We start from the raw sequence: 13,169 nt of genomic DNA on the forward strand, positions 1-13,169 counted from the left end.
TCTATCCTCGATCTTCTATCCTCGATCTTCTATCCTCGATCTTCTATCCTCGATCCTCTATCCTCGATCTTCTATCCTCGATCTTCTATCCTCGATCCTCTATCCTCTATCCTCTATCCTCACGTCTCCGCGATCTCGTTCACCATCTCGGCCATGAAGGAACTGCGCACGAGCGGGCCTGAGAACACCGCCCGAAAACCGAGGCGCTCGCCGTGCTCACGGTATTCCTCGAACACCCCGGGATGGACGTACGCTTCAACAGGCAGGTGAGCCCGCGTCGGCTGCAAGTACTGTCCGATGGTGACGACGTCGACCTCGTGCCGGCGCAGGTCTTCGAGCAATTGCTTCACTTCATCGCGGTACTCGCCGAGTCCCACCATAAAGCCTGACTTCGTGAGCGCGGCTGGTGAGTGCCGGCGAGCTTCTTGAAGCACGTTGAGCGACTGCCGGTAATCGGCTTGCGGCCGCACCGTCTGATACAACCTCGGAACCGTCTCGACGTTGTGATTAAACGTATCCGGCGCCGCGTCGAGCACGGTATGAAGGGCGGCGCGGTTTCCTTTGAAGTCCGGCGTCAGCACTTCGATCTTTGCGTTAGGCAATCGGCGACGCACCGCGTGAATCGTTCTTGCGAAGTGCGCCGCGCCGCCGTCAGGCAACTCATCGCGGTTCACTGAAGTGATCACGACGTAGCTCAACTGAAGCTCGGCTGCCGCTTCGGCCACTTGTTCCGGTTCATCGCTCAATGATTCCATCGGCAGCCCGCGCCCGGTTTTGACTGAGCAGAATCCACAACTGCGCGAGCAAACGTCACCTAGGATCATGAAAGTCGCAGCGCCGCGCGCGAAGCAATCGTTGCGATTTGGGCACCGCGCTTCTTCACAGACCGTATGAAGCCGGCGCGTGCGCAGCATTTTCTTCAGCTCGTGATCGGCGTCGACGTTGCGAACCGGCTTGCGCAGCCATTCCGGCAATCGCGGCCCCGCACGTCGAATCGGCTTTTCTATCTGGATCAGCATAGCTAAACGGTTCGGGGTTCGGTGTTCGCCCTTCGGGGTTCCGGGTTCAGAGTTCCGGGTTCAGCGTTCTTGGTGAGCGACGGTCGTACTTCAGGTGTTCGCGCCTTTGATCTCACTCGATTACTCTTATCCCCTGAACCCTAGACTCCTAACCTTGAACCCTGAACCTCTGAACCCGAACCTTAGTTCCCCGTCCACGGGAAGATCATCACGCCCTTGAAGCCCTGGCTCGCAAGCTCGTTGGCAACCTGTTGAGCGTCCTCGCGACTGTTGTACGGCCCGATGCGCACTCGATAGAGCGTGTCCGAACCGGTCGGGTTTTGCGTGTGAGCGCTCGGATACTTGCGCCGAAGCTGCGACGTCAGCTCGTTGGCCTTTTCAACTGTACCGAACGAGGATCCGACTTGAACGATGTAGCGCGCGTCGCTGGAGGTTTGCTGCGGTTGAGTGTTTGAGTTGGCCGGTGCCGGTTTGACGGCCGAGGCCTGATTGGCTGAACTGGCGCCTGGCACGTTCTGATTCGTCGTGCGGCTGTTGTTAGCGTTGGCGGTTGTATCTTGCTTCACGACGAAGAGCCCCGCCCAAAATGCGCCCAGCAGCAACCCGACGCCGATGATGAAGATTGCTATGACTTGCTTGTTGCTCATCTTGATTCCTGATTCCTGGTTTCTGGTTTCTAGTTCGTAGTTCGGCCTTCAGGCGGAAGTTCGTACCCCACCGTTGTGAAAGTTGCGCCTTACAAAATTCCGCCTGAAGGCCGAACTACGAACTAGAAACCAGAAACTAACTCGTTGGTCGATCCGGCACGACGACCTCTGCCTTTGTCGCGTTCACGTTGAAAAATGCTTTGATCATATCGAGCGGGATCGGAAAGACTACGGTGGTGTTCTGCTCGACCCCGATCTCCGTGAGCGTTTGAAGATAACGCAACTGGACGGCGACGGGCTCGACCGCAATCACTCGCGCCGCAGCGAGCAGTCTCTCCGACGCTTGATACTCACCTTCCGCGTGAATGATCTTCGCGCGTTTCTCGCGTTCGGCTTCCGCTTGCCTGGACATCGCGCGCCGCATTTCCTGCGGGAGGTCCACGGCCTTGATCTCGACCTGCGACACCTTGATGCCCCACGGATCGGTGTGCTTGTCGAGGATCTCCTGCAGCCGCGCGTTGAGCTTATCGCGCTCCGACAGCAGATCGTCCAACTCCGCCTCACCAAGCACCGAACGCAACGTGGTCTGAGCAAGCTGCGAGGTTGCGTACAGGTAGTTCTCAACCTCGACGACCGCCAGAAGCGGGTTGATCACCCGAAAGTAAACAACCGCGTTGACCGACACCGTTACGTTGTCGCGAGTGATCACGTCCTGAGGCGGCACGTCGAGCACAACGGTCCGCAGGCTTATGCGAACGATGCGGTCGATCGGCCTGAAGACCAATATGAGGCCGGGTCCCTTTGGCTCGGGCAGCAAGCGTCCGAGGCGAAAGATCACGCCGCGCTCGTATTCCGGCAGAATGTTGATCACGCTGAGAATGTAGAGCAGGGCGATCGCGACGGCGATGATGGGGAGTGTGAATAGTTCTGGCATGAGGTCTCCTATTCTAGTTGCTAGTTCTCGCGAGCGAAAGGCGTAACACGACCGACGACGGACGACCGCGGACAGACCGAAGTCTGTCGGGTCATCAGTCATCGGTCAGCCGTCATCGGTCGTCGATCAAGTCTTCGCAGATGAGGCCATCTGCGATTCGATGAGCGACAAACACCTGAATCGTGATTGACTCTCCGGTAATGGAGGGCAGGCCTTTTCATACCTGTCGTAATCAGCTACCTATTCATCAACTGCTGAAGCCTTCTTCGGGATGACAGCCGCGTCCCTCTCCGCTTCGACCTCGAGCGTTAGTCCCTCCATCCCGGTCACCCGCACGCTCTCACCCGGCGCAAGGCTCATTTGCGAGCGCGCCCGCCACAACTCGCCTCGAACGAAGATCGTTCCCTCCGGAGAGATCGCGGTCTCAGCTCTTCCGGTAAGCCCGATCATTCCAGATGTGCCGGTGGTCACCTTCGATCGCCGCGCGCGAATCGCAAGTCTCAGTATGAACGTGAATATCACTCCAAAGGGAATCACGACCGCGAGCACAAGTCGGAGCGGCAGCCGCAACTCGGGGTTTGGAACGTCGATCAGCATCAGCGAACCCACGACCGCCGCGATTATTCCGCCTATGCCGAGAATGCCATAGCCTGCGACCTTCGCTTCCAACACAAACAATCCAATCGCAACCGCGATCAACAGCAGACCGGTCAGATTGATAGGCAGCATGTGAAAGCCATACAACGCGAGCACGACCGACAAAATCCCTACGACGCCTGGCACTACCGCGCCCGGATGTTGAAACTCGAAGTAGACGCACAGCGCGCCGAGCGCGAAAAGAACAAACGCGATCTGCGGATCTGCAAGCGCCATCAGCAAGCGCTGGCGAACGTTCGGGGTGATCGTCACCAACTGCTCGCCTTCCAATCGCAAGACCATCTGACTCCCATCGACTCGGGTGATTGTTCGCCCTTCCAACTGCGCGAGCAGGTCCTGCTCATCTCTCGCGATGATCTCGATCAAGTGTTTATCCAGCGCTTCACGCTCGGTGAAGGATTTGCTCTCGCGAATAGCTGACTCGGCCATCTGAGGATCGCGCCCGCGTTTCTCGGCGTGGCTGCGCAGGAACGCCGCCGCATCGTTGACGACCTTCTCGGACATGGTCTTATCCAGGTCTCGGCCTCCGGCCGTCACTGGATGAGCTGCGCCGCTGGCTGTGCCAGGAGCCATCGCAGCTACGTCGGCGGCTAGCAGAATGATGAACCCGGCTGAAGCCGCGCGCGCGCCGCTCGGCGCAACGTAGATGATGATCGGAACTCGCGAGCTGTCCATGCGCGAGATGATTTCACGCATCGACGTATCGAGCCCGCCGGGCGTATTGAGCGTGATGATCAAAGCTGAAGCGCCTTCACGTTCGGCTCGCGCGATTGCGGACGTGATGACTTCGGCGCTTGCGGGAGTGATTTGATCGTCGATCTTGAGCTCAAGGACATCCGCTCGTGCGTTAGTCGCCGAGGCAATCACTACGAGCAGCAGAGCGACGATGATTATGGTTTGTCTAAGCGCGTTCATAGCATTGCGCTCGATTGGTAAACTGGATGATTCCGATTGCAGTCTAGCACAACAGAAACGGGGTGCGCTGGGTATCGATGCCACCGGCTTGCCCGGAGCTACGTGGGCGAGCGTCGAGAACTCTTCTGCGATACCACCGGCTTCAGCCGCGTGGTCCTTCAGGTTCAACCTAGCAAGGTGCTGAGAAAGCCAAACAGAGCCTGACTAAGGGAGGTCCGAAAATCCCACCAACGCAGTTGGTGGTTCGTTTATACGCGGCCTACAAAAAAGCCCGAAGCCTGCTCTTGAATCCCACCAACGCAGTTGGTGGATCGTTCATACCCAGCCTACCTCGCTGCTCGGATTCACCTTCCGGCTGATCAGAGCTAGGTCGTATATGAACGATCCACCAAAACTGCGTTGGTGGGATTCGGGACCTCCGCCCAGTGTCCCGTGTGTAGGCTGAGTATGAACGAACCACCAACTGCGTTGGTGGGATTGTACCGGGATACTAGTGTGTCGTCGACTTTTTCAGCAGCCTGCTAGAACCTGACGCACCACGCGGCTGAAGCCGGTGGTATCGGAACCCCGGCGGTGCCATTCTAGCCTGAACCTGACGTACCACGCGGCTGAAGCCGGTGGCATCTCACGAGTTCGCGTCACGGTTCAAGCGAAGGCTCGTAGCTTGTGATGAACTCCAAAAACTTCGACACCTCGATGATGTCCTTGCCTATGAAACGTATGCTGTGCGAATCGGTGCGCTGAACGATTGACAGGTAGCTCAGCAGCTCGGACGGGCGATAAGCCTTGAAGCGCACATCGAGCTGCACGGGTTCCTTGATCTTGTAAGGTTTGAACTCTTTGATTCGTGTGATGGCTTTCTTAGTCTTCTCGCGAATCAACTGGTAAGCCGTCTCAGGCGTCAGCGTCTTCGCCGAATGAAAGCTGATCGCCCACTTCACGACCGCGCCCTCAATGTTGCCCAAAAGGCCGGTCGCTTCTTTAACGATGGCGTCATCGCCTGAAATCATAATAACCGGAACGTTGAAGTGACCGGCTATCGCCGCGTTGATTCCTGCTTCGGGCATCGAAGTCCCGTTCAAGCGAACGTCGGCGAGCCGCGCGCTCGAAATCGTATGAGCCCGCACGCCGGACATGTTGGTTGTGCTCGTGTGGTAGCCAAGGAAAATCACGCCGTCGAAGGTCTCATCGATGCCCTCCATCATCATCAGCGGGCGAGGCCACGAGCGGACTATGGTGACGTTCCTGGGGAGCCTTTCGATCAACAGGTTCTCGCCGTTGCCGTGCGAGTCGCTTATGACAATTTCAGTGGCGCCGGCCTCGAAAGCGGCTTCTGTAGCCGCTTTCACTTCTTCGGTCATGAACTCGCGGAAGCGATTGTATTCGAAGCCTTGAGGCCCGAGCTGGTCGCCGGTGACCGCCCCGACTACGCCTTCCATATCGGCGGAGATGTACAGCTTCAGTTTTCTGTTCTGCACCTTCGCCGTGACCGAACCACACAGGATCGCAACCACCAGAGCCAACAGCGTTCTTCGGAATCTCATCACCTATCCTCCTCCTTTGAGAGAGTTCGTAGTCCCGCCTTTAGGCGGAAGTTCAGAGTTCAAGCTTTAGCTTGCTTCCAGCGCTTTACGAGATCGAATCACGCAAGCTAAAGCTTGAACTCTGAACTCCTGAACTCTGAACTTCCGCCTGAAGGCGGGACTACGAACTCTTCGGACTACGAACTCTTCCGTCTCCTTATCTTTGATCTGCTTGATGGATTAGCCGGCCGTCAAAAACGGTCATCGCGACGCGGCACTTATGCAAATCGGCGGGATTCGCCTTGAATGGATCTGCGTCGAGGACAATCAGGTCCGCAAGCATCTTCGGCGCAAGCTTGCCCTTTACCTTCTCTTCAAATGACGCGAATGCTCCGGCGCTCGTATAAGCAGCAAGCGCCGTATCGACGGATACGCGTTGCTCGGGCAGCCAGCCTCCCGCAGGTTCCCCTTCGGTCGTCTGACGATTGACCGCGTTGTGAAGCCCACGCATCGGATCGACGCTGATCGCGGCGGGCCAATCGCTACTGAAGACCAATCGTGCTCCGGCTCTCTCGAGCGATCTCCAGGCGAATCCACGAGCAGCTCGCTCGGGGCCGATGGCCGGCAGCCACACGCCGTTGGTTCCCGGGTCGGCGTGAATCGGCTCCATTGAAGCCATAACACCGAGCTGCGCAAAGCGCGGGATGTCCGAAGCCGCGATCGTCTCAATGTGCTCGATTCGGAAGCGAGAGTCGTGCGGGCCGTTCGCTCTGCGCGCCTGCCCGAATGCGTCGAGTGCCATCCGCACGCCGCGGTCTCCGATCGCGTGTATGAGAACCTGAAGCCCCGCGCGATCAGCCATCATCACCAGGTTGTTGAGCTGTTCCCGGGTGTAAGCAGGACGTCCCGAGGTCCCGGGCGCGTCAGTATACGGCTCGAGCATCGCCGCGGTATGCGTCTCAATCACCCCGTCCAAAACGATCTTGATCGCACCCACACGCAGCCGCGGGCCTGAGTACGTTTTCGCCAACGACGCGACGCGGTCGATATCTGCCTGGGTAGAGCGGTGACCAACCGAGATGGCAAAAGAAACTCTCGCGGTCAACTCTCCGCGATCGAATAGTTCCTTGTATAGACCTACTTCATCGGCGCTGCCGCTGGCGTTTTGAAAGCTGGTGATTCCCAGCCGAGCCGCCATCTTTAGAGCACGCCGGAGCGCTTCGATCTTGCGTTCGCGCGTTGTCTCCGGGATTTTTGACCGCACTAATCTCATCGCGCTTTCTTTCAACACGCCCGTCGGCTGCCCCGTCTTCTGATCGATCACCACTTCGCCGTAGCCTTCGAACTTGGATTGGCCGTTGACGCCTGCAATCTCCAACGCCTTTGAATTGGCCCACGCGGTATGCCCATCATACGAAGAAAGAAAGACCGGCCGCTCACGCACCGCGGCATCGAGGTCCGCGCGACTGGGCAGCCGCTTGCCGGGCAGATACGAGTACTCCCAGCCCGAACCGGTGATCCACGACTCGTCAGGATTATCCTTCGCGAAGTCTGCTACGCGCCGCTGGATCTCTTCGAGCGAGCGAGCGCCATCCAGATCGACTTGAAAGGCTCGCAGTGCGCCGCTCAGAAAGTGAATGTGGGCATCGTTGATGCCGGGCATGGCAAACCTGCCACTGAGATCGATCTTCAGCGTGTTCTTGCCGGCAAGAGCGGCGATTTGCCGGTCGCTGCCAACCGCGATTATCGTCCCGCCGGTGATCGCGACGGCCGTCGCCCAGGGCGCTGCTTCATTGCCGGTCCATATCCGGCCGTTGGTGAGTATGAGCGTAGCTTTCCGCTCAGAAGGTCCGCGCGTTTGTGCCGGGAAAAGGCACTCAGCGTACGCGGCCATTGCGGTCAACAAGAGGCATAGTAGTACGCGACGAGCGGGGGCAAGCCACCCTTCCCGACCGGCTTCCTTCGAACGGAATCTGCCGAATCTGCCGAATCTAAATGATTGCATAAGTCCACGCATTGGAATTCGTTAAACGCCTGGTGTAGCGAAAAGAGTTCTTCAGCAATTCGTCTAAAAGCCGAGTTCCGCCTCAATCTGCCGAATGCGCGTGACAAGCTTCAGCAGTTCAGACTCGCTCACCTGTTCTCCTCGCGCGATCTCTTCGCATCGCGAGAGGAGTCCGGTCAATCCGCGCTCATCAAGCTTGGCTCGGCGCGCGGCGGCGGCCGCCAGCCTGGCGTTGTCGATCTTCGCCGGAACTGCGCTGAAACGGCAAAGCCGTTTGCGAAACTCAGAGTATATGTTCTCCATCGCCAGGTCGCTCGCCTCAGCCAGCCGCGTGATGTTAGCCATCGAAGAAACGAACTCGAGATTGGTTGTTCTTCGTTCGCTCCTGAGAGGGATCGGGCGGCCGAACCTGCGACCGTAACTGTAGACGACAAGTACGGCGATCAACCCGGCCTGAGCCATCATCCACGGAATAGGCGTGCCGCGAAAGTAAGACATCAGACCACCGCCGGGCGATGACCCGCCGTAGCCGTGATGGTATTCGTCGAAGGCGACGTTTCCCGCCGGACGCTCGGCCAACAGGTTGAGCGCGAGAATCACATTGTCGGCTTGCGAGATGCCGTTGTTGGCGACGACGTATGGATCACTCAGCAGTACCACGCGTCCTTTGCCGACCTGTGCGTCGGCGAGAATCGCAGCTTGATCGTCTCCGATGTGATACGTGGCGGCGCGGCTGTCAACCCTGACTCGGGTCGCGTAAGCCGAAAGCGCGACACGCTGGACGTTGCGAGTGAAAAGAGTTGGCTGCAACGGATGAACCGCCGACGATGAGCGGGCTTGTTCGGTATGCACTACCGCATCGCCGAGGGTCACATTGCGAATATCCCGGTCGATGATTATCAGCAGACCTCCCGCTTCAATCCATTTGTTTAGCGCGATGAATTCATCTTCGTCGGGATTGTGAGCCTTAGGCGGCGCGATGACGACGAGAGAGCCGGGCTCGTGATATTTCAGCTCGGTGAACGGCTTCTCGAAGCGCACTACGCGATAGCCGCTCTCTTCGAGCAAAGTATAGAACGCCAGGGTGCCGTAGGGAGTCGAGCGGTATGACGAGCGATCGCCTGTCAGTTCGTCTTCTTCTGTTGCCCGCGTGTCGACGAAGAAGACGAAGTTGAGCGCAACCAGCACCAGGAACAAACCGGCTATCAGCAGAATTGCGTTCGCGTTTCGTTTCATTCGTCGGTTCAGGGTTCAGGGTTCAGGGTTCAGGGTTCAGGGTTCAGGGTTCAGGGTTCAGGGTTGAAGTGAATCACTCGATCCCCAACCCGGAACTTCGAACCACAAACCCGGAACCGGGTCGTCACAACCCGGAACTCTGAACCACGAACCCGGAACCGCGAATCATTTCACATTGAACAGTGCTTGAGGGACGTCTTCCAGGAGCCAGGCGCTTCCGGCGCGATGCAACACGAACACCGCCGTGCCCGCCTGGTCTCTGCCCTCGGCCTTGACCTTGAGCCCGACATCGAGTGCCACACGATTGGAGTCGACTTGATCGGCGTGCAGTATCTCCGTCGTCCACGACGCGGGTCTGTTAACCGTTAGCCCTTGAACGAACCGCTTCAGGTTGTTCTTGATCACTAACTTGAAGAGCTTGTCCGAGTCCGGCTGCTTGATTGCCGCGTCGAGCTGAGTGATGTAAGCGCGCAGAGACTCGTCGATCTGAGGAGCAGCGCCGCCGGTTCGCTCCGCCTGTATCAACCCTTCGTGAGCCGCAACCTGCGCTGCCGCTTCATCGGCTTCGACGGCGGCCGCGCGAAACTGCCGCATTGCTTCGGCGGCTTGATTGCGCGCCATTGCCACCTGGCCGAGCGTTACTCGAGCCCACGCCAACGCCGGTCCAACAGGCGGGTCGAACTTGATCGCAGCGTTAGCTTCCGCGGCAGCGTCATCCATTTTCTTTTGCGCGGCAAGCGTTCGAGCCAGCCACGCGTGCAACACGGCATTGCGCCCGTCAACCCGAACCGCTTGTCTCAGCATTGTCTCGGCTTCCGAATATTGCGCCTTGTTGAATGTCGCTATGCTTTCATTCAACAGGGTCTGCGCAGATTGGCGGGTCGTCTTTAAGTCCCCATCCCTCGCGTCGTTGTCGTAGCTGGTTTGAATGATGAGTTTGTCCGGATCGACCTCAACCGAGACGATCTTCTCAGCGGTGGGGACCTCGGCGGTTGCGAGGCCTTCGGATTGGACCATCACCGAAGCGGTCACCTGTTTGCCCGAAGCAGTGACCGCCAGCAGCTTGACGGTGACGTCGCCCGTGCCCAGATTACGAAGATTGATCCGCTGCGTCCCCGGCTTGTCTGAAGGAAGCGGCGAGCCGACGATGATGTCCGGCTCGACGATTGACTCAACCCATTGCTGAAACAGATTGTCGACTTCGGGCGGCGCACCCTTCGTCAAAGCGGCTCGCAGATCGTCAGTCGTGACGATCTTGTTTTGCGCGCCCGAGAGTATCGCCTTAAAGGCGGCAATGAGCCTTTCGCGGCCGGCCGCTTCCGCAAGCAACCTGTATACAAGCGGTCCCTTGCCGAACACCGCCACACTGTAGTTAGGCAACAGCAAAGTCTGAACGCCTAACTCCGCATCGCGCCCCGATTTTGCGATCGGCGCGTAACTCCACCGCATGTTGGTGAACAAATCGCGGGCTGCGTCCTTGCCAAAGCGATCCTCGAAGTAGAGCGCGGCAAGATACCGCGGCAGCGAGTCGCGAAGGAACGCCGCGCTGCGAGCCTTCACCGCCGCGCGACTCTCCTGTGCGGATCGCGGCTCGCGCCCCCTCAAGCGCACGCGTCCATCAATCCATATGCGCGCGACGGCGTCGGCGAGTACTTCGACGACTCCCGCGTTGAGCGAGTCGCGGCGGAAGACTTGCTCGTTTAGCACAAGCACGCCAGGCTCTGTGAGATTTCCTGCGCGAACCGAGGATATTATTCGAAACGTCGAGCCTGGGGGCGGAGACCCAAGTGTCCTGGTGAGAAAATCGATGACGCGCCCCGCCTCCTCGCCCAGACGCGCGACGATCGCCCGCGGCTCCGCAGGCTTAGCGCCCGCCGAGACCGCAGTGATACCCGGCTGGACAAATATCTCAACCTTGACGCCCCCGTGATCGGAGCTGACCGGCTGGTCGAAGCTGCCGGCTACGACGAGAGGCTGTGAATTGAGCGGCTGTTCAAAAGTTGAGTTCTGGCCCTCGGTCCTCAGCGTGCCCGAGGATAGCGCGCGAAAGCCGGCGGCCGGCGACGCGGCGCTTACGGTCAACGTGAAGGGCGCCGTGGGTGGACCATAGAGCGTGAACGCTGTAGAGGGCGCCGGAAACCAGACTGCTTGAGGCGCCAACAGCACCTCGCCTGGATAGACGTGAATCAACGGTGTGGATTCGGCTGCCTCGATGCGGTAGCTCACCTCGACAGTGGCCGTTGCTCCCGCCGCGATCGATGACTGTGGTGTGATGATGATCTGATTAAGCGTCGTGACCCGGCGATCTTCGACGGTCTCGACCTGAGCGGGTGCGCCATTAACCTTAGCGGCGGTTACCTTGGCCAGCTTCGTAAGTCTCAAATAGAGCTTTGGCTTCGGCGCCTGGCCGGCGTTGGATATGCTGAGTTCCGCTCGCGCATCGACTGCGCTGGCGGCGGTGTCGATGCGCAGGTTGATGTTGTAGCGATCGACTTCAACTTCCTGCGCCGCCGCGCTGACTGATAGGGCTGCGGTGATAAAAAGGACCGGGAAGAATCTTTTGAGCATCATTAGTTTCTGGTTTCTGGTTTCTAGTTTCTGGTTTGTAGTTGCTGGTTCTCAGTGGTCTACCAACTCTTAACCAGAAACCAGAAACTAGAAACCAGAAACCGTTCTACGCGTCATTGCAAACTATCGCGCACGAGTTCGTGAATCGCTTTGAGCTTCTCGAGGAGAGGCTCGAGCCGTTCAAGGGGCAAACTGTTCGGTCCGTCTGAGAGCGCAGCCGCCGGGTTGTCGTGCACTTCCATGAAAACGCCGTCCACGCCGCAAGCCACGCTGGCGCGCGCGAGGTACTCGATGAACTCGGAGTCGCCTCCGCTTGCCGAGCCCAATCCCCCGGGCCGCTGCAGGCTGTGCGTCACATCGTGCACCACCGGATAACCGAAGCTTCGCATGATGGGCACGCCGCGAAAATCCACGACGAGGTTGTTGTAGCCAAAGCTCGAGCCGCGCTCGGTGAGCATCACTCGCTGATTGCCCTGCGAAGTGGCCTTCTCGATCGCGTGCTTCATGTCGTGGGGCGCCAGGAACTGCCCCTTCTTGATGTTGACGGCGCGGCCCGACCTTGCGGCTTCGACTATGAGATCCGTCTGCCTCGACAAAAACGCGGGTATCTGAAGAACGTCGGCGACCTCGGCGGCGGCTTGCACCTGTGCGGCTTCGTGAACGTCGGTCAGCACCGGGACGCCGGCCTCGGTTCGCACGCGGCCGAGTATGCGCAGCGCTTCTAGGATTCCGAGCCCCCGATGGGCATTGATCGAAGTGCGATTCGCCTTATCGTAAGACGACTTGAAGATGTAAGGAATGCCGAGGCGATCGGTGATCGAGCGAATCGCTGAAGCCATCTTCTGCGCGTGGGATTCGCTTTCGACCAGGCAGGGGCCGGCGATCAGGAACAGATCACTGCCGCCAACTTCGACGCTTCCGACTTTGAAGGGTTTAATCGCGACCGGCATAAATGAAGGGTTATTCTACACGGCGCTGGTTGGAATTTGAAAGAGAGAGGCGCAGCGCCCTTGACCTTACAGATCGGTTATGGATGATGCTAGCGCCGTTTGTATCGGGCGCTTCCATACCGCACTCGACGACCAGGCCAGGCGCCGATGACTCCACCCACGCCTCAGCGGAAGCCGGCAAGGCAGGTTCCGGCCTTCCATATGGGACTGTCACGACCGTTTCGCCGTAGTAGGGTCATACCCGAGAGAACTCAATGATCCGGGCAACAATCAGGAAGCTGGACCAACACCTTGTCCTCTCAGTGACGAGCGGTTTCCGAGCCGTGTTATAGTCATCATCGAGACGGGCTATATGTACGACGAGCTAGAACAGAAAATGCGGGAGATAATTTGGAGGAGATGGACGTCAGGCGAATATCCAACACTTGATGACCTCCATCCGAACATATACACCGGTGAGATTTATGATGAGCTCATTGAATCAGGTGTAAGTGTTCCCAAGGGCGCGATGGAACAAATACTAAAGTTCTGGATGGCGCAAGGCTATGTAAGAACAAAAGCGATAGGGGGCGGCCCCGACGAGAAACAATGTCATGGAAGTATGAAAATCGTCGCGGTATATGAATCCCTGGGAGTGTCCTGATTTGAATTGGGACGCGCTACGCAGTCCGTAACCATCGACACTATCCTCGGAGGTTCGGCTATCAAGCAGGTC

At 58.4% G+C, this 13,169-nt stretch carries 10 protein-coding genes; 1 reads left to right on the forward strand and 9 read right to left on the reverse strand.

The features are described from left to right. Positions 1-119: 119 nt before the first annotated feature. From lipA to kdsA, 9 genes are all read right to left on the reverse strand, one after another. The gene (gene lipA, locus AABO57_24635) at positions 120-1,019 is read right to left on the reverse strand and encodes a lipoyl synthase (protein ID MEK6288918.1); all 900 of its coding nucleotides are present in this window, start codon (positions 1,017-1,019) and stop codon (positions 120-122) included. Positions 1,020-1,201: 182 nt separating this feature from the next. Beyond that, complete coding sequence (locus AABO57_24640) at positions 1,202-1,666, reverse strand: SPOR domain-containing protein (GenBank protein MEK6288919.1); 465 nt, start codon at positions 1,664-1,666, stop codon at positions 1,202-1,204. A 136-nt stretch (positions 1,667-1,802) separates the two neighbouring features. Next, positions 1,803-2,600: a slipin family protein gene (locus tag AABO57_24645; GenBank protein ID MEK6288920.1), complete on the reverse strand. Its 798-nt coding sequence runs from the start codon at positions 2,598-2,600 to the stop codon at positions 1,803-1,805. Positions 2,601-2,840: 240 nt separating this feature from the next. Next, the gene (locus tag AABO57_24650; GenBank protein MEK6288921.1) at positions 2,841-4,172 is read right to left on the reverse strand and encodes a nodulation protein NfeD; all 1,332 of its coding nucleotides are present in this window, start codon (positions 4,170-4,172) and stop codon (positions 2,841-2,843) included. 638 nt (positions 4,173-4,810) lie between these two features. Further along, the gene (locus AABO57_24655) at positions 4,811-5,716 is read right to left on the reverse strand and encodes a M55 family metallopeptidase (protein ID MEK6288922.1); all 906 of its coding nucleotides are present in this window, start codon (positions 5,714-5,716) and stop codon (positions 4,811-4,813) included. A gap of 196 nt (positions 5,717-5,912) precedes the next feature. Next, complete coding sequence (locus AABO57_24660; protein MEK6288923.1) at positions 5,913-7,700, reverse strand: amidohydrolase; 1,788 nt, start codon at positions 7,698-7,700, stop codon at positions 5,913-5,915. A gap of 63 nt (positions 7,701-7,763) precedes the next feature. Continuing rightward, positions 7,764-8,936 carry a DUF4350 domain-containing protein gene (locus tag AABO57_24665; protein MEK6288924.1) on the reverse strand — a complete coding sequence of 391 codons (1,173 nt, stop codon included), beginning with the start codon at positions 8,934-8,936 and terminating at the stop codon, positions 7,764-7,766. A 165-nt stretch (positions 8,937-9,101) separates the two neighbouring features. Then, positions 9,102-11,507, reverse strand: a complete 2,406-nt coding sequence (locus AABO57_24670; GenBank protein ID MEK6288925.1) for a hypothetical protein — start codon at positions 11,505-11,507, stop codon at positions 9,102-9,104. Positions 11,508-11,617: 110 nt separating this feature from the next. Further along, on the reverse strand, positions 11,618-12,454 hold the full coding sequence (gene kdsA / locus AABO57_24675; GenBank protein MEK6288926.1) for a 3-deoxy-8-phosphooctulonate synthase: 837 nt from the start codon (positions 12,452-12,454) through the stop codon (positions 11,618-11,620). A gap of 352 nt (positions 12,455-12,806) precedes the next feature. Between kdsA and AABO57_24680 the strand changes: the two genes are divergently transcribed. Then, positions 12,807-13,097, forward strand: a complete 291-nt coding sequence (locus AABO57_24680; protein MEK6288927.1) for a hypothetical protein — start codon at positions 12,807-12,809, stop codon at positions 13,095-13,097. The last annotated feature ends 72 nt before the right edge of the window (positions 13,098-13,169 follow it).

The organism is Acidobacteriota bacterium (genome assembly GCA_038040445.1).
Lineage (GTDB): Bacteria > Acidobacteriota > Blastocatellia > UBA7656 > UBA7656 > Onstottus_A > Onstottus_A frigus.

Bases quoted from the DNA above. Each gene is read 5' to 3' on its own strand.
- lipA (MEK6288918.1), bottom strand. From the start codon at position 1,019: ATGCTGATCCAGATAGAAAAGCCGATTCGACGTGCGGGGCCGCGATTG.
- AABO57_24640 (MEK6288919.1), bottom strand. From the start codon at position 1,666: ATGAGCAACAAGCAAGTCATAGCAATCTTCATCATCGGCGTCGGGTTG.
- AABO57_24645 (MEK6288920.1), bottom strand. From the start codon at position 2,600: ATGCCAGAACTATTCACACTCCCCATCATCGCCGTCGCGATCGCCCTG.
- AABO57_24650 (MEK6288921.1), bottom strand. From the start codon at position 4,172: ATGAACGCGCTTAGACAAACCATAATCATCGTCGCTCTGCTGCTCGTA.
- AABO57_24655 (MEK6288922.1), bottom strand. From the start codon at position 5,716: ATGAGATTCCGAAGAACGCTGTTGGCTCTGGTGGTTGCGATCCTGTGT.
- AABO57_24660 (MEK6288923.1), bottom strand. From the start codon at position 7,700: ATGCAATCATTTAGATTCGGCAGATTCGGCAGATTCCGTTCGAAGGAA.
- AABO57_24665 (MEK6288924.1), bottom strand. From the start codon at position 8,936: ATGAAACGAAACGCGAACGCAATTCTGCTGATAGCCGGTTTGTTCCTG.
- AABO57_24670 (MEK6288925.1), bottom strand. From the start codon at position 11,507: ATGATGCTCAAAAGATTCTTCCCGGTCCTTTTTATCACCGCAGCCCTA.
- kdsA (MEK6288926.1), bottom strand. From the start codon at position 12,454: ATGCCGGTCGCGATTAAACCCTTCAAAGTCGGAAGCGTCGAAGTTGGC.
- AABO57_24680 (MEK6288927.1), top strand. From the start codon at position 12,807: ATGTACGACGAGCTAGAACAGAAAATGCGGGAGATAATTTGGAGGAGA.